The organism is Streptomyces sp. NBC_00249 (genome assembly GCF_026342355.1).
In the GTDB taxonomy this organism is placed as follows: domain Bacteria; phylum Actinomycetota; class Actinomycetes; order Streptomycetales; family Streptomycetaceae; genus Streptomyces.
The window spans coordinates 12982-39579 of record NZ_JAPEMV010000009.1; the positions used below are offsets into that span (position 1 = coordinate 12982).

At 73.0% G+C, this 26598-nt stretch carries 9 protein-coding genes; 7 read left to right on the forward strand and 2 right to left on the reverse strand.

Features of this window, described 5'->3' with window-relative positions:
- The first annotated feature begins 28 nt into the window (after positions 1–28).
- Both OOK31_RS31940 and OOK31_RS31945 read left to right on the forward strand, forming a co-directional pair.
- The gene (locus OOK31_RS31940; protein ID WP_267090882.1) at positions 29–10678 is read left to right on the forward strand and encodes a type I polyketide synthase; all 10650 of its coding nucleotides are present in this window, start codon (positions 29–31) and stop codon (positions 10676–10678) included.
- A gap of 41 nt (positions 10679–10719) precedes the next feature.
- Positions 10720–17244, forward strand: a complete 6525-nt coding sequence (locus OOK31_RS31945) for a type I polyketide synthase (RefSeq protein WP_267090883.1) — start codon at positions 10720–10722, stop codon at positions 17242–17244.
- An 84-nt stretch (positions 17245–17328) separates the two neighbouring features.
- On the opposite strand, the gene OOK31_RS31950 is transcribed toward OOK31_RS31945, so the two are convergent.
- Positions 17329–18981, reverse strand: coding sequence for an FAD-binding oxidoreductase (locus OOK31_RS31950; protein WP_267090884.1), 1653 nt, complete (start codon positions 18979–18981; stop codon positions 17329–17331).
- A gap of 258 nt (positions 18982–19239) precedes the next feature.
- Here OOK31_RS31950 and OOK31_RS31955 point away from each other — a divergent pair, with 258 nt between their 5' ends.
- The 3 genes from OOK31_RS31955 to OOK31_RS31965 are packed head-to-tail and all read left to right on the forward strand — an operon-like array spanning position 19240 to position 23941.
- A complete protein-coding gene (locus OOK31_RS31955) occupies positions 19240–21009 on the forward strand; it encodes a biotin carboxylase N-terminal domain-containing protein (protein ID WP_267090885.1) in 1770 nt (589 codons plus the stop codon).
- Between the two features lie 3 nt (positions 21010–21012).
- Positions 21013–22899, forward strand: a complete 1887-nt coding sequence (locus OOK31_RS31960; protein WP_267090886.1) for a 2-oxoacid:acceptor oxidoreductase subunit alpha — start codon at positions 21013–21015, stop codon at positions 22897–22899.
- Entirely contained in the window at positions 22889–23941 is a 1053-nt protein-coding gene (locus tag OOK31_RS31965; protein ID WP_267090887.1) for a 2-oxoacid:ferredoxin oxidoreductase subunit beta, read from the forward strand. The genes OOK31_RS31960 and OOK31_RS31965 overlap by 11 nt, the downstream gene beginning before the upstream one ends.
- 31 nt (positions 23942–23972) lie before the next feature.
- On the opposite strand, the gene OOK31_RS31970 is transcribed toward OOK31_RS31965, so the two are convergent.
- Positions 23973–24362, reverse strand: coding sequence for a helix-turn-helix domain-containing protein (locus tag OOK31_RS31970; RefSeq protein WP_267090888.1), 390 nt, complete (start codon positions 24360–24362; stop codon positions 23973–23975).
- A 133-nt stretch (positions 24363–24495) separates the two neighbouring features.
- Between OOK31_RS31970 and OOK31_RS31975 the strand changes: the two genes are divergently transcribed.
- Positions 24496–25350, forward strand: a complete 855-nt coding sequence (locus tag OOK31_RS31975; protein WP_267090889.1) for an SDR family oxidoreductase — start codon at positions 24496–24498, stop codon at positions 25348–25350.
- 168 nt (positions 25351–25518) lie between these two features.
- Entirely contained in the window at positions 25519–26499 is a 981-nt protein-coding gene (gene rarD, locus OOK31_RS31980) for an EamA family transporter RarD (protein ID WP_267090890.1), read from the forward strand.
- Positions 26500–26598: the final 99 nt, after the last annotated feature.

Consider the following 26598-nt stretch of genomic DNA (forward strand, 5'->3'; position numbering starts at 1 on the left):
CCACATCACGTCGGGGAGCTGAGATCACGTGGCGAACGAGCAAGAACTCCGGGAGTACCTCAAGCGGGCCATCGCCGATGCCCGGGACGCGAAGAAGCGTCTGCGCGAGGTAGAGGACAAGGCACAGGAGCCCATCGCGATCGTCGGGATGGCGTGCCGGTACCCCGGCGGGGTCGCCACCCCCGAAGACCTCTGGCAGCTGGTCACCGACGGGGTGGACGCGGTCAGCGGCTTCCCCGTCAACCGTGGCTGGGACCTGGAGCGGCTGTACGACACCGACCCCGACGCGGCGGGCACCTCGTACACCGCCGAGGGCGGCTTCCTGCACGAGGCGGACCGTTTCGACCCCGAGTTCTTCGGGATGTCGCCGCGCGAGGCCCTCGCCGTGGACCCCCAGCAGCGACTGCTGCTGGAGACCACGTGGGAGGCCTTCGAGCGGGCCGGGATCGACCCGGCCTCGCTGCGCGGCAGCCGTACGGGTGTCTTCACCGGTCTGATGTACAACGACTACGGCTCCCGGTCGGGCCTGCCCGCCGAGGGCAACGAGGGCTACCTGTTCAGCGGCAGCGCCGGCTCCATCGCCTCGGGCCGTCTCGCGTACACCTTCGGTCTGGAGGGGCCGACGGTGACCGTGGACACGGCCTGTTCCTCCTCGCTGGTGGCCATGCACATGGCGGCGAACGCGCTGCGGGCCGGTGAGTGCGACCTCGCGCTCGCCGGCGGCGCGGCCGTCATGTCGACGCCGACCGCCTTCATCGAGTTCTCCCGGCTGCGCGGCCTGTCGGCCGACGGCCGCTGCAAGTCCTTCTCCGAGCACGCCGACGGCACGGGCTGGGCCGAGGGCGTGGGCCTGCTGCTGGTCGAGCGGCTCTCGGACGCCCGGCGCAACGGTCACCAGGTCCTCGCGGTGATCCGGGGCACCGCCGTCAACCAGGACGGTGCCTCCAACGGCCTGACCGCCCCGAACGGCCCCTCGCAGGAGCGGGTCATCCGCCAGGCGCTCGCCAACGCCGGTCTGACCACGGCCGATGTGGATCTGGTCGAGGCGCACGGCACCGGCACCTCGCTGGGCGACCCGATCGAGGCGCAGGCCCTGCTGGCGACCTACGGCCAGGACCGTCCGGCGGACCAGCCCCTGTACCTCGGCTCCCTCAAGTCGAACATCGGGCACAGCCAGGCCGCGGCGGGCGTCGGCGGCATCATCAAGATGGTGCAGGCGATCCGGCACGGGTTCATGCCGAAGACCCTGCACGCCGAGGAGCCCTCGACGCGGATCGACTGGGAGGCGGGCGCCGTCTCGCTGCTCCAGGAGGCCCGCCAGTGGCCCGAGACGGGGGCGCCGCGCCGTGCGGGCGTGTCCTCCTTCGGTTTCGGCGGCACCAACGCGCACGTGGTCATCGAGCAGGCCCCGGCCGCCGAGGAGCCCGAGGGCGAGGCCGCCGAGGCGGCCCCGGCCCCGGCGGCGGTGCCGTTCGTACCGTGGGTGCTGTCCGGGAAGACCCCGGAGGCCGTGACGGCGCAGGCCGCGCGGCTGCTGGCCTGGGCCGAGGACCGTGCGGACCTCGACCTGGCCGGGGTGGGCCGTGCGCTGGTCGGCCTGCGGGCGCTGTTCGACCACCGTGCGGTGGTGGCGGGCGGCGACCGGGACGCGCTGCTGGCGGGTCTGCGGGCGCTGGCCTCGGGCGAGGCCTCGCCGGCCGTGGCCCAGGGGGCGAAGACCGCCGGGAAGACGGCGTTCCTGTTCACCGGCCAGGGCGCGCAGCGCGCGGGGATGGGCGAGGAGCTGTACGCCGCCTTCCCCGCCTACGCCACCGCCTTCGACGCCGTCGCCGCCGAACTGGACAAGCACCTCGACCGGCCCATCCGCGAGGTCATCGCCTCCGGTGAGGGCCTCGACGACACGGGCAACACCCAGCCCGCGCTGTTCGCCGTCGAGGTCGCCCTCTACCGGCTCGTCGAATCCTGGGGCATCAAGCCCGACCAGCTCGCCGGACACTCCATCGGCGAACTCGCCGCCGCCCACGTCGCCGGAGTCCTCGACCTCGCCGACGCCGCCAAGCTCGTCGCGGCCCGCGCGAAGCTCATGCAGGCCCTCCCGGCCGGCGGCGCCATGATCGCCGTACAGGCCACCGAGGAGGAAGTCCTCCCGCTCCTCGACGGGCTGACGGACCGCCTGGCCATCGCCGCGATCAACGGCCCCAACTCGGTCGTCGTCTCCGGCGACGAGGACGCGGCCCTCGAGGTCGCCGCGAAGATCGCCGGACTGGGCCGCAAGACGAAGCGGCTCACCGTCTCGCACGCCTTCCACTCCCCCCACATGGACGGGATGCTGAAGGAGTTCACCGAGGTCGCGGCCGGTCTCACCTACCACGCCCCGAAGATCCCCGTCGTCTCCACCCTCACCGGCGAACTCGCCACCGGGGACGACCTGCGCACCGCGAAGTACTGGGCCGACCAGGTCCGCGGCGCCGTCCGCTTCACGCACGCCGTCCGCACCCTGGAGACCCTCGGCGCGAGCACCTTCACCGAGATCGGCCCGGACGCCGTCCTGACCGCGCTGGCCGCGGGCTCCGTCGAGGGCGCCGGAACCGCCCTCGCCACCCTGCGCGCGGGCCGGCCCGAAGTGCAGCAGGCCGTCCTCGCGGCCGGGCAGCTGCACGCCCGGACCGGGAAGGCCGACTGGGCGGCGTATTTCGGGGGCGGGGCCTTCGGCGGCCCGGCGGACTCCGCCGTGGACCTGCCGACGTATGCCTTCCAGCGCGAGCGGTACTGGCTGGACGTCGCGGAGGCCGCCGCCGACGCGACGGGCCTGGGCCTGAGCGCGACCGACCACCCGATCCTCGGCGCCACCCTGGACCTCGCCGACGGCGACCAGACCCTCTTCACCAGCCGGCTGTCGCTGCGCTCGCACCCCTGGCTCGCCGACCACGCCGTCCTCGGCACGGTCCTGCTGCCCGGTACCGGCTTCGTCGAGCTGGCCGTCCTCGCGGGCGGACAGCTGGGCTGCCCGCAGATCGAGGAGCTGACCCTGTCGGCGCCGCTGGTGCTGCCCGCGCAGGGCGGCGTCCAGCTCCAGCTGGTCGTCGGGGACGCCGACGGCTCGGGCCGGCGCAGCGTCGACGTGTACTCGCGCCACGACGGGGACGCGGCCGACGCGCCCGCCGAGGCCCGCCCGTGGACCCTCAACGCCAAGGGCGTCCTGGCCCCCGCCTCCGACACCGCCACCGGTGAGGCCCTGATGGTCTGGCCCCCGGCCGGGGCCACCGAGGTCTCCCTCGACGGGGTCTACGAGCGGCTCGCCGCCCAGGACTACGCGTACGGCCCGGCCTTCCAGGGCCTGCGCCGCGCCTGGAAGGGCAACGGCGAGATCTTCGCCGAACTGACCCTGCCCGACGCCCAGCGCGCCGACGCCGGCCGGTTCCAGCTGCACCCGGCGCTGCTGGACTCGGCGCTGCACCCGCTGCTGCCGGGCGTCGTCGACGACGACCGGGTGGCGCTGCTGCCGTTCTCCTGGTCCGGGGTGAGCGTGCACGCCACGGGCGCCGCCACGCTGCGCGTCCGGATCACGCTGACCGGCCCCGAGGTGGCCTCGCTGACGGTGGCGGACGGTACGGGAGCCCCGGTGGCGACCGTGGAGTCGCTGCTGCTGCGCCCGCTGTCGAAGGAGGCGCTGCGCGAGGCGAACTCCGCCGCCCGGGACGGCCTGTTCAAGGTGTCCTGGAACGCGTCGACCGCTTCGGGCTCCGCGGTGGACACCTCCGGGTGGGCCGTCGTCGGGGATCTCACCGTCGAGGGCGCCCGTGGCTACGCCTCGCTCGAGGCGGTGGCCTCGGCGCCGTCCGTGCCCGCCACCGTCCTGCTGGCCCTCGCCCCGACGGGTGCGGCGGACTCCGCCGAGGTGCCCGCCCTGACGCACGGCGCGGTCCGGGAGCTGCTGGGCACGGCCCAGTCCTGGCTGGCGGACGACCGGTTCGCCGACTCCACCCTCGTGGTGGTGACCCGGGGCGCCCTCGCCACCACCGTCGGCGCTCCCGTCACCGACCTGGCGCACGCCGCCGCCTGGGGTCTGCTGCGCGTCGCGCAGAGCGAGAACCCGGGCCGGATCGTCCTGGTCGACCTGGACGCCGACGGCGACGGCGCCCCGCCGGTCGCCGCCGTGGCCTCCGGCGAGCCGCAGGTCGCGGTGCGCGGCACCGAGCTGCTGGTGCCGCGCCTGGCCCGCACCGCGCAGGACCCCGAGGCCCGGACGGCCCGCTGGGACCAGGGCACCACCCTGATCACCGGCGCGACCGGCGCACTGGGCGGCGTACTCGCCCGGCACCTGGTCACCGAGCACGGCGCCAGGCACCTGCTGCTGCTCAGCCGCCGCGGCATCGAGGCGGCGGGCGCGGCCGAGCTGGAGGCGGAGCTGACCGGGCTCGGCGCCCAGGTCACCGTCGCCGCCTGTGACGTCGCCGACCGGGAGGCCCTCGCCGCGGTGCTGGCCGCGATCCCGGCGGAGCGCCCGCTCGGCGCGGTCGTGCACACGGCCGGCGTGCTGGACGACGGCCTGCTGTCCTCGCTGACCCCGGAGCGGCTGGAGAAGGTACTCCAGCCGAAGGTGGACGCGGCCTGGAACCTGCACGAGCTCACCAAGGACCTGGACCTGTCGGCCTTCGTCCTCTACTCGTCCATCGCGGGCCTCATCGGCAACGCCGGCCAGGCCAACTACGCGGCGGGCAACACCTTCCTCGACGCCCTCGCCCAGTACCGCCAGGCCAGTGGCCTGCCGGCCACCTCGCTGGCCTGGGGCCTGTGGGCGCAGGCCTCCACCATCAGCGGGCAGCTCGACGAGGCCGACCTCAAGCGCATCGAGCGCACCGGCCTGCTGCCGCTGTCCTCCGCCGACGCGATGGACCTGTTCGACGCGGCTCCCGGTACGGGCGAGGCGGTGCTCGCCGCGACCCGGCTGAACACGGCCGCGCTGCGCAAGCAGGCCGACGGCCCGCACCTGCTCTTCCGCGGGCTGGTCACGGCCGCCCCGCGCCGGGCGGCGGCCTCCGGCCAGGCGGGCGGCGGCTCCTCGCTGGCCGACCGGCTGGGCGGGCTGTCCCCGGCCGAGCGGGACCAGGCCCTGACGGACCTGGTGCGGGCGCAGGTGGCGGCGGTGCTCGGGCACTCCGACCACAGCAGCATCGACGCCGAACGCGCCTTCCAGGAGCTGGGCTTCGACTCGCTGACCGCGGTGGAGCTGCGCAACCAGCTCAACTCCACGACGGGCATGCGGCTGCCGAGCACGCTGGTCTTCGACTACCCGAACCCGGCCGCGCTGGCCGCACACCTGTCGTCCGAGCTGTTCGGCGCCGAGCAGGGCGCGGCGCCCGTGGTGGTGGCCGCCGACTCGGCGTCGCTGGAGCCGATCGCCATCGTCGGCATGGCCTGCCGCTACCCGGGCGGGGTCTCCTCGCCGGCGGACCTGTGGCGGCTGGTCTCCGAGGGCACGGACGCGATCACCCCGTTCCCGTCGAACCGCGGCTGGGACCTGGAGAACCTGTACCACCCGGACCCGGACCACACGGGCACCACGTACGCCCAGGGCGGCGGCTTCCTGCACGACGCGGACCTGTTCGACCCGGAGTTCTTCGGGATGTCCCCGCGCGAGGCGCTGGCCACCGACCCGCAGCAGCGGCTCCTGCTGGAGACCGCCTGGGAGACCGTGGAGAACGCGGGGCTGGTCCCGGCGGCGCTGCGCGGCAGCCGTACCGGTGTGTTCGCCGGTGTGATGTACCACGACTACGGCTCCGCCCTCACGACCATCCCCGAGGACCTGGAGGGTTACCTGGCCAGCGGCAACGCGGGCAGTGTGGCCTCGGGCCGGGTCTCGTACACCCTCGGTCTGGAGGGCCCGGCGGTCACCGTCGACACGGCCTGCTCCTCCTCGCTCGTCGCCCTGCACATGGCGGCGAACGCCCTGCGCTCCGGTGAGTGCGACCTGGCGCTGGCGGGCGGTGTCACGGTGATGTCGAGCCCGACCACCTTCGTGGAGTTCTCCCGGCAGCGCGGTCTGTCGCCCGACGGCCGCTGCAAGCCCTTCGCCGCCGGTTCCGACGGCACCGGCTGGTCGGAGGGTGTGGGCCTGCTGCTGGTGGAGCGGCTCTCGGACGCCGAGCGCAACGGGCACAACGTGCTCGCCGTGATCCGGGGTTCGGCCATCAACCAGGACGGTGCCTCCAACGGCCTGACCGCCCCGAACGGCCCTTCGCAGGAGCGGGTCATCCGCCAGGCCCTCGCCAACGCGGGCCTGAGCCCGGCCGATGTGGACGTGGTCGAGGCGCACGGCACCGGGACGACCCTCGGCGACCCGATCGAGGCGCAGGCGCTGCTGGCGACGTACGGGCAGAACCGTCCGGCGGACCGGCCGCTGTGGCTGGGCTCGCTGAAGTCGAACATCGGGCACACGCAGGCCGCCGCCGGCGTGGGCAGCGTCATCAAGATGATCGAGGCCATGCGCCACGAGGTGCTGCCGCAGACCCTGCACGTGGACGCGCCGTCCGGGCACGTCGACTGGGAGGCGGGCGCCGTCTCGCTGCTGACCGAGGCGCGCGGCTGGGAGGAGTACGGGCGTCCGCGTCGTGCGGGCGTGTCCTCCTTCGGCATCAGCGGGACCAACGCGCACGTGGTCATCGAGGCGCCCGCGGTCCGGCCCGAGCCGGCGCGGGAGCCGGCTGCGCCGCTGCCGGTGGTGCCGTGGGTGCTGTCCGGGAAGACCCCGCAGGCCGTGACGGCGCAGGCCGCGCGGCTGCTGGAGTCGGGTGCGGAGGCCGACCCGCGGGACCTGGGTCTGACGCTGGCCACGGGCCGTTCGCTGTTCGAGCACCGTGCGGTGGTGGCGGGCGGCGACCGGGACGCGCTGCTGGCGGGTCTGCAGGTACTGGCCTCGGGTGCTTCGGCGCCGAACGCGGTCCGTGACAGCCGTACGTCCGGGAAGACGGCGTTCCTGTTCACCGGCCAGGGCGCGCAGCGCGCCGGGATGGGCGAGGAGCTGTACGCCGCCTTCCCCGCCTACGCCACCGCCTTCGACGCCGTCGCCGCCGAACTGGACAAGCACCTCGACCGGCCCATCCGCGAGGTCATCGCCTCCGGTGAGGGCCTCGACGACACGGGCAACACCCAGCCCGCGCTGTTCGCCGTCGAGGTCGCCCTCTACCGGCTCGTCGAGTCCTGGGGCATCAAGCCCGACCAGCTCGCCGGACACTCCATCGGCGAACTCGCCGCCGCCCACGTGGCCGGGGTCCTCGACCTCGCCGACGCCGCCAAGCTCGTGGCCGCCCGCGCGAAGCTCATGCAGGCCCTCCCGGCCGGCGGCGCCATGATCGCCGTACAGGCCACCGAGGAGGAGGTCCTCCCGCTGCTGGCCGGGCGTGAGGGCGAGCTGGCCATCGCCGCGATCAACGGCCCCAACTCGGTGGTCGTCTCCGGCGACGAGGACACCGCGCTGCACGTGGCGGAGCGGTTCCAGGCGCAGGGCCGCAAGACGAAGCGGCTGACCGTCTCGCACGCCTTCCACTCTCCCCACATGGACGGGATGCTGAAGGAGTTCACGGCGGTCGCGGCCGGTCTCACCTACCACCAGCCGAAGATCCCGGTCGTCTCCACCCTCACCGGCCGGCCGGCCGCCGGGGACGACCTGGTCACCGCGGAGTACTGGGCCGACCAGGTCCGCGGCGCGGTCCGGTTCGCCGACGCGGTCGCCGCTCTCGAGGCCCTGGGCGTCACCACCGTGGCGGAGGTCGGCCCGGACGCCGTCCTGACGGCCCTCGCCCAGGACACCCTGTCCGCCGCGGCCGCCGTGCCGCTGGTGCGCCGGGGCCGGCCCGAGGGCGAGACGCTCGTCGCGGGCGTCGGCCGGCTGCACAGCCGGGGGGTGCGCGTCGACTGGGCGGCGTACTTCGCCGGTTCGGGCGCCCGTCCGGTGGCCCTGCCGACGTACGCCTTCCAGCACGAGGCCTTCTGGCTGAAGGGCTCGGGCGCCGCCGCGGACGCCGGGTACGGACTGAACCCGACCGGGCACCCGCTGCTCGGCGCCGCGGTCACCATCGCGGGCGCCGACCAGGTGCTCTTCACCAGCCGGCTGTCGGTGCGCACCCACCCGTGGCTCGCCGAGCACGCCGTCTTCGACTCGGCCGTACTGCCCGGCTCCGCCCTGGTGGAGCTGGCCGTACGGGCGGCCGACGAGCTGGGTCTGGCCGGGCTCGCCGAGCTGGACCTCGACAAGCCCGTGGTGCTGCCCGAGCAGGGCGCCGTCCAGCTCCAGCTGGGCGTGGGCCCGGCGGACGAGGCGGGCCGGCGGCCGTTCACGGTGCACACCCGCGCCGACGAGGCGGAGGCCCGCTGGACGGTGCACGCCGCCGGTGTCTTCGATACGCAGACAGCGCAGACCGCGCAGACCGCGCCCGCCGTCCTGGGCGGTGAGGCCGCCGAGCTCGCGCTGCCGGAGGAACTGCTGCCCGACGCCGCCGCGTACGAGCTGCACCCGGCGCTGCTGGAGGCGGCCGTGGCCGCCGCCGGGGGCACCGGGGCCGCGGGGACGACGCGGATCCCGGCGCGGTGGCAGGACGTACGGCTGCACGCGAGCGGGGCCACGGCGGTGCGGGTGCGGATCGCCCCGCTTGACGGGGACCCGGAGGGCGCCGTGACCGTACGGCTGTCCGACGCGCAGGACCAGGCCGTCGCCACGGTCGGCCGGCTCGTCTTCCGGGACGTGCCGGACACCGAGTTCACCGTGTCGCAGGGCGGCAGCCGGCCGCTGTTCCAGGTGGACTGGGTGGCCACCGCGCTGCCCGAGCCCGCCGAGCGGGTCCGCTGGGGCGTCCTCGGTGACGCCGCCGCCGGCTTCGACGGCCCGGCCTTCGAGGACGTGGCGGCCGTCGGGAAGGCGGCCGAGGCCGGGGCGGCCGTGGACGCCGTCCTGGTGTGGGCCGTCACGGACGGCGCCGCCGACGTGGTGGGCGCCTCCCACTCCGCCGCGCGCGGAGCGCTGGCCCTGCTCCAGGACTGGCTGGCCGACGACCGGCTGGAGGCCACCCGTCTGGTGGTCGTCACCCGGGGCGCGGTGGACGCCGGTCCGGCCGGTGTTCCCGAGCCCGCCTCGGCGACCGTGTGGGGGCTGCTGCGTTCGGCGCAGGCCGAGGCCCCGGACCGGATCGTACTCGTCGACCTGGACCACCCGGGCGACGGCCCCGTCCCGGCCGCGGCCCTGTCGGCGGTGCTCGCCTCCGGTGAGCCGCAGGCGGCGGTGCGCGGCGGTGAGGTGCTGCTGCCGAGGCTGCGCCGGCTCACCGAGGCCGACTCGGGCGAGCGGACCGTGGTCTGGGACCCCGAGGGCACGGTGCTGGTCACCGGCGGTACCGGCGCGCTGGGCAGCCTGTTCGCCCGGCACCTGGTCGCCGAGCACGGCGTACGCCACCTGGTGCTGGCCGGGCGTCGCGGCGACGCGGCCCCCGGGGCCGGGGAGCTGCGCGCCGAACTCACCGCGCTGGGCGCGGAGGTCACCCTCGCGGCCGTGGACGTGTCCGACCGGGAGGCCCTGGCGGCCGTCCTGGCGGCGATCCCGGCGGAGCACCCCCTGAAGGGTGTGGTGCACACGGCGGGCGTCCTCGACAACGGTCTGGTGGCGGCGCTGAGCCCGGACAGCCTGGACGCCGTACTGCGGCCGAAGGCGGACGCGGCCTGGCACCTGCACGAGCTGACGAAGGACCTGGAGCTGACGGCGTTCGTGCTGTTCTCCTCCAGCGTCGGTGTCATCGGCGGCCCCGGGCAGTCCAACTACGCGGCGGCCAACGCCTTCCTGGACGGGCTCGCCGCCCACCGGGCGGGCCTGGGTCTCGCGGCGACCTCCCTGGCCTGGGGCCTGTGGGGCCTGAGCTACGGGATCAACGCCGGTCTGGACGAGAACGACCTCAAGCGGTTCGGCCGCGAGGGCTTCAAGCCGGTCTCGCCGCAGGAGGGCACCGCGCTCTTCGACTCGGCGCTGGCGATGAGCACCTCGGCGGTCGTGGCGCTCCCGGTCGACCTGTCCGCGATGCGGGCGCACGGTCTGGTGCCGCCGGTGTTCCGCTCGCTGGTGCGGGCGGTGAACCGGCGCGCGGCGCAGTCCGGCGGGGGTTCCGTCGAACTGCTCGCGACGCGGCTGGCGGGGCTGTCCCCGCTGGAGCAGCAGCAGGCGGTGCTGGACCTCGTACGGGCCGAGGTGGCCACGGTCCTGGGCCACACCGGGCAGGACGCGGTGCAGGCCGACCGCGCCTTCCAGGAGATGGGCTTCGACTCGATGACGGCGGTGGAGCTGCGCAACCGGCTCAACGCCGCGACGGGGGTGCGGCTGTCCGCGACCGTGGTCTTCGACCACCCGAACCCGACGGCGCTGGCCGAGCACGTGCTCGGCGAGGTCGCGCCGGACGGTGCGGCGGCCGAGGAGCCGGCGCTCGCGGAGCTGGACCGGCTGGAGGCGGCGCTCGCCGCCCTCGCCGAGGACAGTCAGACGCGCTCCACCGTCTCTGTACGCCTGCAGACGATCCTGTCCCGGCTGAACGAGGCTGCGGGACCGGCCGGAGGACCGGACCTGGCCGAAACGATCGAATCCGCCTCTGCGGACGACCTCTTCGACTTCATCGACAACCAGCTCGGCCGTTCCGCGAACTGACGGTCCCGACGTACGCAGCTCTGAGGAGAAGTTGATCTCTCATGTCCAATGAGACCCAGCACAACGGACCGGCAGCGTCTTCGGATCCGGCCGCGTCCAAAGAACAGAAGATGGTCGAGTACCTGAAGTGGGTCACCACCGACCTGCAGAAGGCGCGCAAGCGGCTGGCGGAGCTGGAGGCCGGCAACGACGAGCCGGTCGCCATCGTCGGTATGGCCTGCCGCTTCCCGGGCGGGGTGACCTCGCCCGAGACCCTGTGGAAGCTCGTCACGGACGAGGCCGACGGGATCACCGAGTGGCCCGGCGACCGCGGCTGGGACATCGACGCCATCTACGACCCCGAGCGCGGCAAGCCCGGCAAGTCGTACACGAAGAAGGGCGGGTTCCTGGAGGGCGCGGCCCTCTTCGACCCCGGTTTCTTCGGCATCTCCCCGCGCGAGGCCCTCGCCATGGACCCGCAGCAGCGAGTGCTGCTGGAGACGGCCTGGGAGACCTTCGAGCAGGCCGGGATCGACCCGACCACGCTGCGCGGCACGCCGGTCGGTGTGTTCGCGGGTGTCGTGGAGCAGAGCTACCTGGGCCTGGAGGGCCCGGAGGAGCTCGAGGGTTACCTGATGACCAGCAAGCTCAGCGCGGTGGCCTCCGGCCGCATCTCGTACACCTTCGGTTTCGAGGGCCCGGCCGTGTCCGTGGACACGGCGTGCTCCTCGTCGCTGGTGGCGCTGCACCTGGCCGTGCAGTCGGTCCGCAAGGGCGAGTCCTCGATGGCGCTGGCCGGCGGGTCGACGGTCTCCGGCCACCCGAGCGGCTTCGTCGACTTCTCCCGGCAGAACGGCCTGGCCGAGGACGGCCGGATCAAGTCCTTCGCGGCGGCCGCCGACGGCACCGCCTGGTCGGAGGGCGTGGGCCTGCTCCTCGTCGAGAAGCTGTCGGACGCCCGGCGCAACGGCCACGAGGTGCTCGCGGTGATCCGCGGCAGCGCCGTCAACCAGGACGGCGCCTCCAACGGCCTGACCGCCCCCAACGGCCCCTCCCAGGAGCGGGTCATCCACCAGGCGCTGGCCAGCGCCAAGCTGTTCGCCTCCGACGTGGACGTGGTCGAGGCGCACGGCACCGGCACCCGGCTCGGCGACCCGATCGAGGCGCAGGCGCTGCTGGCGACGTACGGGCAGAACCGTCCGGCCGACCAGCCGCTGTACCTCGGCTCGCTGAAGTCGAACATCGGGCACAGCGTCGCGGCGGCCGGTGCGGGCGGCGTGATCAAGATGATCATGTCGATGCGGCACGGGGTGCTGCCCAAGACCCTGAACATCGACGAGCCCACCCCCATGGTCGACTGGGAGTCGGGCGCGGTCTCGCTGCTCACCGAGGCCCGCGAGTGGCCCTCGTACGGGCACCCGCGCCGGGCGGGCATCTCCGCCTTCGGCGTCAGCGGCACCAACGCGCACGTGATCCTCGAGGAGCCGCCGGCCCTGGAGGCCCCGGAGGGTGCCGAGGCGCCGGAGGGCGCCGAGGACGGTCCCGCGCACGTGCTGCCCGTACTGCCCTGGGCGCTGTCGGCGAAGACCCCCGACGCCCTCGCCGGGCAGGCGGCGCGGCTGCTGGAGCGCGTCGAGGCCGAGCCGTCCACCTCCCCGCTGGACGTGGCGTTCTCGCTGGCCACCGGCCGCGCGGCGCTGGAGCAGCGCGCGGTGGTCGTCGGCGCGGACCGTGACGCGCTGCTGGAGGGCCTGCGTTCGCTGGCCGCCGGCGAGCCCGCCGCCGGGATCGTGCGCGGGACGAAGGCGGGCGGCCACAACGCCTTCGTCTTCACCGGGCAGGGCGCGCAGCGCACCGGGATGGGCGAGGAGCTGTACGCCGCCTTCCCCGTGTACGCGGAGGCCTTCGACGCGGTCGCGGCCGAGCTGGACAAGCACCTGGAGCGCCCGATCCGTGAGGTCATCGCCTCCGGCGAGGGCCTGGACGAGACGGCGTACACCCAGCCCGCGCTGTTCGCGGTCGAGGTGGCGCTGTACCGGCTCGTGGAGTCCTGGGGCATCAAGCCCGACCACCTGGCGGGCCACTCCATCGGCGAGCTGACGGCCGCCCACATCGCGGGCGTCCTGGACCTCGCGGACACGGCGAAGCTGGTCGCGGCCCGCGCGAAGCTGATGCAGGCGCTGCCCAAGGGCGGCGCGATGATCTCCCTCCAGGCCACCGAGGAGGAGGTCCTCCCCCTCATCGCGGGTCTGGAGGACCGGCTCGCGATCGCCGCGGTCAACGGCCCGACCTCGGTGGTCGTGTCCGGGGACGAGGAGGCGGCCCTGTCCGTCGCCGCGAAGATCACCGACCTGGGCCGCAAGACGAAGCGCCTGACCGTCTCGCACGCCTTCCACTCCCCCCACATGAACCCGATGCTGGAGGAGTTCCGGCAGGTCGCGGCCACGCTCACCTACAACAAGCCGCAGCTGCCGGTCATCTCCACCCTCACCGGCAAGCTCGCCACCGGCGACGACCTGCGCACCCCGGCCTACTGGACCGACCAGGTCCGCGGCGCCGTCCGCTTCACGGACGCGGTGCGCACCATGGAGGGCTTCGGCGCCACCACCTTCACCGAGATCGGCCCGGACGCGGTCCTGTCGACGCTGGTCCGCGACACCCTCTCCGATGTGGCGGCCGTCCCGCTGCTGCGCCGGGGCCGGCCGGACGCCGAGACCCTGGTGAGCGCGCTCAGCCTGCTGCACGCCTCGGGCGTCGCGGTCCGCTGGGACGCCTTCTACGCCGGTACGGGCGCCGCCCGCACCGACCTGCCCACGTACGCCTTCCAGCACGAGCGCTACTGGGTCGAGCAGACCGGGATCTTCGCGGACGCCTCCGACCTGGGCCTGGAGTCGGCGGACCACCCGCTGCTCGGTGCCTCGGTCACCATCGCGGGCGCCGACCAGGTGCTGTTCACCAGCCGGCTGTCGGTGCGCACGCACCCGTGGCTCGCCGACCACGTCGTCCTCGACCAGACCCTGGTGCCGGCCACCGCCCTGGTGGAGATGGCCATCCGGGCCGGCGACGAGCTGGGCCTGAACGTCCTGGACGACCTGTCGATCCTGGGCCCGCTCGCGCTGCCCGCGAAGGGCGGCGTGCACGTCCAGGTCAGCGTGGGCTCCCCGGACGGCTCCGGCCGCCGTGAGGTCGCCGTCTACTCGCGGCCCGACAACGCCGACGTGCCGTGGACCCTCAACGCCCGCGGCCACCTCAGCTTCCAGGGCGCCGAGGAGCCGTTCGAGCTGACCGAGTGGCCGCCGGCCGGCGCGCAGGAGGTCCCGCTCGGGGACGCGTACGAGAAGCTCGCGACGCAGGGCTACGTGTACGGCCCGGTCTACAAGGGCCTGGACGCCGTCTGGTCCGTCGGCGACTCCGAGGTGTACGCGGAGGTCAGCCTGCCCGAGGGCTCCCGTACGGGCCCGGCGGGCTTCGGACTGCACCCGGCCCTGCTGGAGGTCGCCCTCGCGGCGTCCTGCCTGGCCAGCTACGGGACCGTGCCGGAGGGCGCGGTCTGGATCTCCACCGACTGGAAGGGCGTACGGCTCCACGCGACCGGCGCCTCCAAGCTGCGGGTGCGGCTGTCCGTCGACGCCGACGGCGCGCTGAAGGTGCAGCTGGCCGACCGGACGGGGCAGCCCGTCGCCACGGTCGGCGCGGTGGCCTGCCGCGCGATCGCGGTCGGCGAGGTCTCCAACGCCCTGGCCCGCAACCGTGACTCCCTCTTCCACGTGGACTGGGCCCCGTACCCGGTCGTGGCCGCCGGGGACACCACGCACTGGGCGACCCTGGGCAAGGACGGCTTCGGCGACCGCCGCTTCACCGACGTGGCGCGGGCCGCGCGGGTGGTCGGCTCGGGCGAGCGCGTGGACGTGGTGCTGGCCCGGCAGGAGACCCCGGACACCGGGGACGCGGCCGCCGACGTGCACACGGCGGCGCACACCGCCCTGGCGCTCGTCCAGAACTGGCTGGCCGAGGAGCGGCTGACCGACACCCGGCTGGTGTTCCTCACCCGGGGCGGCGTCGCCGTCTCCGACGAGGACGTCACCGACCTGGGCGCGGCCACCGTCTGGGGTCTGCTGCGCTCCGCGCAGTCGGAGAACCCGGGCCGGATCATGCTCGTCGACCACGACCTCGACCTGGACGACCCGGCCGCCGACCCGTTCGCGGTGCTGGCCCAGGTCGTCGCCTCGGGCGAGCCGCAGTCGGCGGTACGGGCGGGGCGGGTGCTGATCCCGCGCCTGGGCCGGATCTCCGACACGGACGCGGAGCCGACCGGGACCTGGAACCCGGAGGGCACCGTCCTGATCACGGGCGGCACCGGCAGCCTGGGCGGCCTGTTCGCCCGGCACCTGGTCGCCGAGCACGGCGTGCGGAACCTGCTGCTCACCAGCCGGCGCGGGCTCGCCGCGGACGGCGCGGGCGAGCTGGCCGCCGAACTGACGGCCCTCGGTGCGCGGGTGACGATAGCGGCCTGCGACGTCTCCGACCGGGAGGCGCTCGCCGCCGTCCTGGCGGAGATCCCGGAGCAGCACCCGCTGACCGGCGTCCTGCACACCGCCGGTGTGCTCGACGACGGCCTGATCGGCTCGCAGACCCCGGAGCGGCTCTCGGCGGTGCTGCGGCCCAAGGTCGACGCCTCGTGGAACCTGCACGAGCTGACGAAGGACCTGGACCTGTCCGCCTTCGTGCTGTTCTCCTCGATCGCGGCGGTCGTCGGCGGCCCCGGCCAGTCGACGTACTCGGCGGCCAACCACTACCTCGACGGTCTGGCCCAGCACCGCCGGGCCCACGGCCTGGCGGCGACCTCGCTCGCCTGGGGCCTGTGGTCGCAGACCAGCGGCATGACCGGCCACCTCGACCAGGCGGACCTGCAGCGCATCGCCCGGAGCGGTTTCCGCCCGGTCGAGTCGGAGCAGGGCCCGGCCCTGCTGGACATCGCGCTGACCATCGGTCACGCGGCCCTGGTCGCCACCCCGATGGACCTGTCGACCCTGCGCGAGCAGGTGCAGGTGCCGGTGCTGCTGAGCAAGCTGGTGCGTACGCCGGTCCGCAGGGCCGCGCAGAACACCGAGGCGAGCACGGAGAGCCTGGCCGACCGGCTCGCCGGGCTGGAGCCCGAGGAGCAGGAGCGGGCGGTCCTGGAGGTCGTCCTCGCGCAGGTCGCGGCGGTCCTCGGACACGCGGACACCTCGGGGATCGTCGTCGACCAGGCCTTCTCGGCCCTCGGCTTCGACTCGCTGACCTCGGTGGAGCTCCGCAACCAGCTGGGCACGGCCACCGGGCTGAAGCTGCCGCCGACGCTGGTCTTCGACCACCCGACGCCGGTCGCGCTCGCCGCGTTCCTGCACGGGGAGGTGGCCAGCTCCTCCACCGGCCGCAAGGGCACCGACTTCGCGGCGGAGGTCCACCTCGCGGACGACATCCAGCCGGCGGCGGAGGTGGTCCTGACGGCCTCCGACCCGAAGGAGATCCTGCTGACGGGGGCCAGCGGCTTCCTCGGCGCGTTCCTCCTGCGCGACCTGATGCGCACGACCACGGGCCGGGTGCACACCCTGGTCCGCGGTGAGGACGAGGCGAGCGCGCTGGAGCGGCTGAAGGCCAACGCCCAGTGGTACCGGGTGTGGGACGAGATCGACGAGGACCGGCTCACGATCGTCCTCGGCGACCTGGCGGAGCCCCGCCTGGGCCTGACCGAGGAGGCCTTCGACCAGCTCGCCCGGACCGTCGACGTGGTCTACCACAACGGCGCCCGCGTGCACTGGCTGCACCCGTACGAGACCCTCAAGGCCTCGAACGTCACGGGCACCGAGGAGGTGCTGCGGCTCGCCGCGCGCCACCGTACGGTCCCGGTGCACTACGTCTCGACCGTCGGTGTCTTCGACGGGGTGCGCGAGCCCGGCGTCCCGCTGAAGGTGACGGACCCGACGGGTCCGGCGGAGAACCTGCCGAGCGGCTACCTGCGCTCGAAGTGGGTCGCGGAGCAGATCATCGGACTGGCCCGGGACCGCGGTCTGCCGGTGTCGGTGTACCGCGTCGACGTGATCTCCGGCGACCAGGTGAACGGCGCCTGCCAGACCCGCGACTTCGTCTGGCTGACCCTCAAGGGGCTGGTGCAGTCCCGCAGCGTGCCCAAGGGCACCGAGGGCCGTTTCCACCTGCTGCCGGTCGACTACGTCAGCGCGGCCATCACCGGCATCTCGCGCCGGCCGAACACGGTCGGACGTACCTTCCACCTCTTCAACCAGAGCTCGCTCTCGCTCAGCCAGTGCGCGGAGTTCCTGCGCGGCGTCGGCTACGAGCTGGACGAGGTGGACCGGGACACGTGGGACGCCACGGTCAAGGCGGGCGACAACGCCCTGCTGCCGCTGCTGGACGCCTTCGAGATGATGACGTCGGACACCGACGGCTTCTACCCGCCGATCGACACCACGGAGACGGCGGCGGCGCTCCAGGGCACGGGCATCGAGATCCCGGTGCTGACGAAGGAACTGTTCGAGCTGTACGTCGGCTTCTTCGTCCAGGAAGGCCACTTCCCGGCGGCCCCGTGACGGGGGCGGCCATGAGAAAGCCCCGCCGGCCCGGAAGGGCCGGCGGGGCTTTCCCCTTGTCCTGAGCGCCGTGCGGCGCGCCCGTTACGGGAGCTGGATGCTCAGGCGGTGCGAGAAGACGTTCCTGGGGTCCCAGCGGGACTTGACCTGCTGCAGGCGCGGGTAGTTGCCCTTGAAGTACAGCTGGTGCCAGGGGATGCCGGAGGTGTTGAAGGACGGGTCGGCGATGTCGGCGTCGGCGTAGTTGATGTAGCAGCCGTCGTTGACGCCGCCGGTGCGCGGGACGCCGCCGGTGGAGGCGTAGACGTCGGCGTAGGCCTCGCGGACCCAGCGCTTGTTGGCCTCGTCCTGCGTCGGGTCGGTCCACAGCGCGCAGTAGAGCATCTTGGCGACGGAGTCGCGCTGGGCGGTGGCGGTGTCCGAGGTGCCCACCTCGTTGATCTTGCCGCCGAAGCTGACGATGGCGGCCATCCCGTACGGGCCGGCGTAGTCGTCGCGGGTCAGCTGCCGGTACAGGGCGCTGAGCTGGTCCTGCGGCATGGTCCTGCGGACGTACGCCGCCTTGGACTTCCAGCGCGGGACGGCGGCCTCGACGAAGCCGGACCACTCGGTGACGGCGTACATCCACGGCGCGCGGTAGCGGTCGCCGACGGTGTAGCGGACGCCGGTGCCCTCGGAGACGGCGGCGAGGAAGCCGTCGAGCAGGCCCTCGGGGTCCGGGGCGCCGGCGTCGACCTGGGTGCTCATCCGGAAGTAGCCGGCGGCCTTGTGCATGGCCTTGAACTGGCTGTAGAGGAAGCGGCCCGGGGAGTCGGGGGCCGAGTTGGCCTCGTGCCAGGCGGTGAAGTTGCGGGCGAGGCGGGTGAAGGAGGCCTCGTTCAGGTCGGCCCAGGACCAGCTGACGTCCGAGAGGAGCACCTCGGAGGGGGCCTTCGGCAGCAGCTTCGAGGGGTCGTCGCCGGTGGCGCCCGGCGAGCGGAGCCAGTAGCGGGTGACGACGCCGAAGTTGCCGCCGCCCGCGCCGGTGTGGGCCCACCACAGGTCGCGGTTGGGGTCGTTGGCCTCGCGGGTGGCGACCACCTTGCGGGCCCGGCCGGCGCGGTCGACGTGCACGACCTCGACGGCGTACAGGTGGTCGACGGTCAGGCCGCGGGAGCGGGACAGGGCGCCGTAGCCGCCGCCCTGGATGTGGCCGCCGGCGCCGACGGTGGGGCAGGTGCCGCCGGGCAGGACGACGCCCCAGCGCTTGTAGAGGGTGCGGTAGACGGTGCCGAGGAGGGCGCCGGGCTCGACGGAGATGGCGCGGCGCTCGGCGTCGTAGGCGATGTTGTTGAGGCCGGACATCTCGATGACGACCTTCACCTCGGAGTTCGTGGTGAAGTCCTCGTCGCAGTGGCCGCCGCTGCGGACGACGACCTTGAGGCCCTTGTCGACGGCCTCCTGCACGGCGCGCACGACCTGGTCGGTGGAGCTGACGATGCGCACGTAGTCGGGGGTGCCGACCCAGCGCTGGTTGGAGCCCGATATGAGCCCCTTGTAGCGGGGGTCGGCGGGGGTGACGGTGATCGGGGCGGCGACCGCGCGGGCCGCGGCGTCCGCCGCGACCTCCTCGGTGCCTTCGACGACGGCCGCCTGGGCGGTGCCGGCAGCCGAAGCGACGCCGAGCGCGGGCAGGGCGAGGGCCCCGCCGGTCAGCGCGGCGCCTTTCATGAGACCCCGACGGGACACATCGGTCATGACCGCTTACCTCCATGAGACGCGAACGAAGAGCCGTAGAGAAACCCAGGGCCGGGCCACCCGATCACGGCCCGGTCACCAGGCGTTCTCTGGCGGTCCTCGTCCGCTGATTACCTGCCGGTGGACCGCTCGCGGGGATCCGGCGTTACGTTCTGTCCGTCGATGGTTCGAATGTGGCGACGGAGGATCCGGCTGGATCCCGTCGGTCGGACCGGGTCCGGAGAAACGGTTCTGTCAACCGAGTTGAGGAGAGCGTTCGTGCGTAAGGTGCTCATTGCGAACCGCGGCGAGATCGCTGTCCGCGTTGCTCGGGCCTGCCGGGATGCCGGGATCGCGAGCGTAGCCGTCTACGCCGATCCGGACCGGGACGCCCTGCACGTCCGCGCGGCAGACGAAGCTTTCGCGTTGGGCGGTGACACCCCGGCAGCCAGCTACCTCGACATCGGCAAGGTCCTCCAGGCAGCGGCCGACTCCGGAGCCGACGCCATCCACCCCGGATACGGATTCCTGTCCGAGAACGCCGACTTCGCCCAGGCCGTCCTCGACGCCGGCCTCACCTGGATCGGCCCGCCCCCGCAGGCCATCCGCGACCTCGGCGACAAGGTCGCCGCCCGCCACATCGCCCAGCGGGCCGGCGCACCCCTCGTCGCGGGCACCCCCGACCCCGTCTCCGGGGCCGACGAGGTCGTCGCCTTCGCCAAGGAACACGGCCTGCCCATCGCCATCAAGGCAGCCTTCGGCGGCGGCGGCCGCGGCCTCAAGGTCGCCCGCACCCTCGAAGAAGTCCCCGAGCTCTACGACTCCGCCGTCCGCGAAGCCGTCGCCGCCTTCGGCCGCGGCGAATGCTTCGTCGAGCGCTACCTCGACAAGCCCCGCCACGTCGAGACCCAGTGCCTCGCCGACAGCCACGGCAACGTCGTCGTCGTCTCCACCCGCGACTGCTCCCTCCAGCGCCGCCACCAGAAACTGGTGGAGGAAGCCCCCGCGCCCTTCCTGACCCAGGCCCAGAACGAGGAGCTCTACGCCGCCTCCAAGGCCATCCTCAAGGAAGCCGGATACGTAGGCGCCGGCACCGTCGAGTTCCTCGTCTCCGCCGACGGCCTCATCTCCTTCCTCGAGGTCAACACCCGCCTCCAGGTCGAACACCCCGTCACCGAGGAGGTCGCCGGAATCGACCTCGTCCGCGAGATGTTCCGCATCGCCGACGGCGAGGAACTCGGCTACGGCGACCCCGTCCTGCGCGGCCACTCCATCGAGTTCCGCATCAACGGCGAAGACCCCGGCCGCGGCTTCCTCCCCGCCCCCGGCACCGTCACCAGGTTCAGCCCGCCCACCGGCCCGGGCGTCCGCCTCGACGCCGGCGTCGAGTCCGGCTCCGTCATCGGACCCGCCTGGGACTCCCTCCTCGCCAAGCTCATCGTCACCGGCGCCACCCGCGAACAGGCCCTCCAGCGCGCCGCCCGCGCCCTGGACGAGTTCGAGATCGAAGGCATGGCCACCGCCATCCCCTTCCACCGCGCCGTCGTCACCGACCCCGCCTTCGCCCCCACCGACGGCACCCCCTTCACCGTCTTCACCCGCTGGATCGAGACCGAGTTCGTCAACGACATCAAGGCCTTCAACGCGCCCGGCGCCGCGGAGGACGCCGAGGACGAGGCGGGCCGCGAATCGCTGGTGGTGGAGGTCGGCGGCCGTCGCCTGGAGGTGACGCTCCCGTCGTCGCTGGGCGCGCTGGCCAAGGGCGCGCCGGCCGGTGGCGGCTCGGGCCCCAAGGCGAAGCGCCGGAACAAGAAGAACGTCAAGCTCGTCTCCGGCGACACCCTCGCGTCCCCGATGCAGGGCACGATCGTCAAGATCGCGGTCGAGGAGGGCCAGCAGGTCAACGAGGGCGACCTGATCGTCGTCCTGGAGGCCATGAAGATGGAGCAGCCGCTCAACGCGCACCGCTCCGGCACGATCACCGGGCTCAAGGCGGAGGTCGGTGCCTCCCTCACCTCGGGCGCCACCATCTGCGAGATCAAGGCCTGAGCCATGACCGAAGTAGCCCTGCCGCCCACGGGCGAGAAGGAAGTCCGTCGCGTCGATCATGTGATCATCCGCTTCGCGGGTGACTCGGGTGACGGTATGCAGCTGACGGGTGACCGTTTCACTTCGGAGACGGCCTCCTTCGGCAACGACCTCTCGACGCTGCCGAACTTCCCGGCCGAGATCCGCGCCCCCGCCGGCACCCTGCCGGGCGTGTCCTCGTTCCAGCTGCACTTCGCGGACCACGACATCCTCACCCCGGGCGACGCCCCGGACGTGCTGGTCGCGATGAACCCGGCCGCGCTGAAGGCGAACATCGCCGACGTGCCGCGCGGCGCGGAGATCATCGTGAACACGGACGAGTTCACGAAGCGCCCGATGGCCAAGGTGGGCTATGCGACGTCGCCGCTGGAGGACGGCTCGCTGGACGCCTACCGGGTCCACGGGGTGCCGCTGACCACCCTCACGGTGGAGGCCCTGAAGGACTTCGACCTCTCCCGCAAGGAGGCCGAGCGCAGCAAGAACATGTTCGCGCTCGGCCTGCTCTCCTGGATGTACCACCGTCCGACGGAGGGTACGGAGAGCTTCCTGCGGCAGAAGTTCGCGAAGAAGCCCACGATCGCCGAGGCGAACATCGTCGCCTTCCGGGCCGGCTGGAACTTCGGCGAGACCACGGAGGACTTCGCCGTCTCCTACGAGGTGGCACCGGCCTCCAGCGCGTTCCCCAACGGGGTCTACCGCAACATCTCGGGGAACCTGGCCCTGTCGTACGGGCTGATCGCGGCCGCCCAGCAGGCGGAGCTGCCGCTCTACCTGGGCTCGTACCCGATCACCCCCGCCTCGGACATCCTGCACGAGCTGTCGAAGCACAAGAACTTCGGCGTCCGCACCTTCCAGGCCGAGGACGAGATCGCCGGGATCGGCGCCGCGCTCGGCGCGGCCTTCGGCGGGGCGCTGGGGGTGACGACCACTTCCGGGCCGGGTGTGGCGCTGAAGTCGGAGACGATCGGCCTGGCCGTCTCCCTCGAACTCCCGCTGCTGATCGTGGACATCCAGCGCGGCGGCCCGTCGACGGGTCTGCCGACGAAGACGGAGCAGGCGGACCTGCTCCAGGCCATGTACGGCCGCAACGGCGAGGCCCCGGTGCCGATCGTCGCGCCGAGGACGGCGGCGGACTGCTTCGACGCCGCCATCGACGCCGCTCGGATCGCCCTCACCTACCGCACCCCGGTGTTCCTGCTCTCCGACGGCTACCTCGCCAACGGCTCCGAGCCCTGGAAGGTCCCGGACGTGGCCGGCCTGCCGGATCTGCGCACCCGCTTCGCCACCGGCCCGAACCACGAGCTGGCCGACGGCACCGAGGTCTTCTGGCCGTACAAGCGCGACCCGGAAACCCTCGCCCGCCCGTGGGCGGTGCCCGGCACGCCCGGCCTCGAACACCGCATCGGCGGCATCGAGAAGCAGGACGGCACCGGCAACATCTCCTACGACCCCGCGAACCACGAGTTCATGGTCCGCACCCGCCAGGCCAAGATCGACGGCATCCAGGTCCCCGACCTCGACGTCGACGACCCCGACGGCGCCACCACCCTGGTCATCGGCTGGGGCTCGACGTACGGCCCGATCACCGCCGCCGTCCGCCGGCTGCGCGCCTCCGGCTTCCCGGTCGCGCAGGCCCACCTGCGCCACCTCAACCCCTTCCCGGGCAATCTGGGCGAGGTGCTGGGGCAGTACGACACGGTGGTGCTGCCGGAGATGAACCTCGGGCAGCTGGCGACCCTGCTGCGGGCGAAGTACCTGACGAACATCCATTCCGTCACCCAGGTCAACGGAATGCCCTTCAAGGCCGAGCAGCTGGCCGAGGCCGTCCAGGAGGCAAGCCGTGCCCACTGAAGCCCTGTCACTCGTCCCGAAGGCGGAGGCCGTCCAGGCGGCCAAGGACTTCAAGTCGGACCAGGAGGTCCGCTGGTGCCCCGGCTGCGGTGACTACGCCGTCCTCGCCGCCGTCCAGGGCTTCATGCCCGAACTCGGCCTGGCGAAGGAGAACATCGTCTTCGTCTCCGGCATCGGCTGCTCCTCCCGCTTCCCGTACTACATGAACACCTACGGGATGCACTCCATCCACGGCCGCGCCCCCGCCATCGCCACCGGACTCGCCTCCTCCCGCCGCGACCTCTCCGTCTGGGTCGTCACCGGCGACGGCGACGCCCTCTCCATCGGCGGCAACCACCTCATCCACGCCCTCCGCCGCAACGTCAACCTCAAGATCCTCCTCTTCAACAACAGGATCTACGGCCTTACCAAGGGCCAGTACTCCCCCACCTCAGAGGTCGGCAAGATCACCAAGTCGACCCCGATGGGATCGCTGGACGCGCCCTTCAACCCGGTCTCCCTCGCCCTCGGCGCCGAAGCATCCTTCGTCGCCCGGACCGTGGACTCCGACCGCAAGCACCTCACCGAGGTCCTGCGCCAGGCCGCCGACCACCCCGGCACCGCCCTCGTCGAGATCTACCAGAACTGCAACATCTTCAACGACGGCGCCTTCGAGGTCCTCAAGGACAAGGACCAGGCCCTCGAAGCCGTCATCCGCCTCGAGCACGGCCGGCCCATCCGCTTCGGCGCCGACGACGCCAAGGGCGTCGTGCGCAACCCGGCCACCGGGGACCTGGAGGTCGTGACGGTGACCCCGGAGAACGAGTCGGCCGTCGTCGTCCACGACGCGAACGCCGCCTCGCCCACCACCGCGTTCGCCCTCTCGCGGCTGGCCGACCCCGACACCCTGCACCACACGCCCATCGGCGTCTTCCGCAGCATCGAGCGGCCGGTCTACGACACCCTCATGGCCGACCAGCTCGACACCGCCGTCGAGCAGCAGGGCAAGGCCGATCTGGCGGCCCTGCTCGCCGGCAGCGACACGTGGACGGTCGTCGGCTAGGTCATCTCTTCCCAGGGCCCGGATTCCGTCCTTACGGGGTCCGGGCCCCGTCGTACGCGGCGCGGGCGCTCTGCACCTCGCCCGTGCGGCGTTCCGTCCAGCGGGCCAGGGCCCACACCTGTTCGGCGGCCTCCCGGCCGAGGTCGGTCAGGGAGTAGTCGACGTGCGGCGGGATCACGGGGTGCGCGTGGCGCAGGACGAAGCCGTCGCGTTCCAGGGTCTGGAGGGTCTGGGCGAGCATCTTCTCGCTGACGCCCCCCACCTCCCGGCGCAGTTCGCTGAACCGGTAGGAGCGCTCGACCAGGGTGGCGAGGACCAGGACGCCCCAGCGGCTGGTGACGTGCTCCAGGATGCCGCGCGAGGGGCACATGGGGGCTTTGACGTTCGGGGCTTGGACGCTCGGTTCGACACTTACTTCCATACCAGTACCTTACTCCAAAGTAGGTACTTACGATTAGTTAGCGCTTTCCATAAGCTGGTGTCAACGAACAGCGAGCAGCAGCAGTCAGCACTCAGCACTCAGCACTCAGCACCGAACTGGAGCGTGAACCGTCATGAGCATCGTCGTCACCGGAGCCACCGGAGCCCTCGGCCGTCTCGTCGTCGAAGAGCTGCTGGCCAAGGTGCCCGCCACCGAGGTGGCCGTGGTCGTCCGCAACAAGGAGAAGGCCGCCGGCCTCGCCGCGCAGGGTGTCGACGTACGCATCGCCGACTACAGCGACCCGGCGAGCCTCGCCGACGTCTTCCGGGCCGGCGACCGGGTCCTGCTGATCTCCGGCAGCGAGGTCGGGCAGCGCGTCCCGCAGCACCTCGCCGTGGTCAAGGCGGCGGAGGCCGCCGGCGTGGCCCAGCTCGCCTACACCGGGATCCTCGGCGGCCCCGAGGCCGACTTCGACCTGGCGGCCGAGCACAAGGCCACCGAGCAGGCGATCCTCGACTCCGGCCTGCCGCACACCTTCCTGCGCAACGGCTGGTACCACGAGAACTACACCGGCAAGCTCGCCGGCGTCCTGGCGCACGGCGCGGTCGTCGGCAGTGCGGGCGAGGGCCGGATCGCCTCGGCGTCGCGGGCCGACTACGCGGCGGCCGCCGCGGCGGTGCTGACCGGCGAGGGCCACCTCAACCAGGTCTACGAGCTGTCCGGGGACACCGCCTGGAGCCTGGCCGAGTACGCCGCCGAGGTGGCGCGGCAGTCGGGGCGCGAGGTCTCGTACGCGGCCGTTCCGGCGGACGCGCACCTGACCGTGCTGACCGGCGCCGGGGTTCCCGAGGGCTTCGCGACGCTCCTCGTCGACGTGGACGCGGCGATCTCGCGCGGCCGGCTGGCCGGGACCAGCGGTGACCTGGCCCGCCTGATCGGGCGGCCGACGACCCCGGTGTCCGAGGCCATCGCGGCCGCCCTGGTCTGAGCGGCCGGGGCCCGGGGCGCCTGAGCGCCGCTGGAGCACGGCCGGACCTTCACCGGAGCGTCTCGCAGGTGTCATGAGTATCTCCCCGTTACGGGCATGACAGCACCCCCTGTGCGGCGCTACGGTCGTGAGGTTGTGAATTTGGCCGGAAGTCGCACTGGAGGCCCCGTGAAGGCACAGACCGAGCAGCGCACGGGTCTGCTCTACGGATTCGGCGCGTACGGGATGTGGGGGCTCGTCCCCCTCTTCTGGCCGCTGCTCAAGCCCTCCGGAGCCGTCGAGATCCTCGCGCACCGCATGGTGTGGTCGCTGGCCGTCGTCGGGATCGCACTGCTCGCGCTGCGCCGCTGGAGCTGGATGGGCGAGCTGCTGCGCCAGCCGCGCAAGCTCGCGCTGACGGCCCTCGCCGCGACCGTGATCAGCGTGAACTGGGGCCTGTACATCTGGTCGGTCAACAACGGCCAGGTGGTGGAGGCCAGCCTCGGCTACTTCATCAACCCCCTCGTGACCATCGCGATCGGCGTGCTGGTCCTCAAGGAGCGGCTGCGGCGGGCGCAGTGGGCGGCCGTGGGGATCGGTTTCGCCGCGGTGGTGGTGCTGGCCGTCGGGTACGGGCGGCCGCCGTGGATCTCGCTGGTGCTGGCCTTCTCCTTCGCGACGTACGGGCTGATCAAGAAGAAGCTGGACATGGGCGGCCTGGAGTCGCTGACCGCCGAGACGGCCCTGCTCTTCCTGCCCGCCCTCGGCTACCTGCTGTGGCTGGGCGCGCGGGGGCAGTCCACCTTCACCTCGGAGGGCCTCGGGCACTCCTCGCTGCTCGCCACGACCGGTCTGGTGACCGCGATCCCGCTGGTGTGCTTCGGGGCGGCCGCGATCCGGGTGCCGCTGTCCACGCTGGGGCTGCTCCAGTACCTGGCGCCGGTGTTCCAGTTCGCCATCGGGATCCTGTACTTCCACGAGGCGATGCCGCCCGAGCGCTGGGCCGGCTTCTCCCTGGTGTGGGCCGCGCTGGCCATCCTGACCTGGGACGCGCTGCGGACCTCGCGGCGCTCCCGGGCCCGGCTCGCCGCCGCCTCGGCGGCTGCCGCGCTCACCCCGCCGACGGGCGCCCCGGCCGCGCCCGCGGCTCCGGCGCGCGAGCCGGCGTAGGACGGCCCCGGCAGCCTCCCCGCTCCCACGATCCCCGGTACGGACCATCCGTACCGGGGATCGTCCGTTTTTCGAACACCCCTGACCGAATTATGGTCT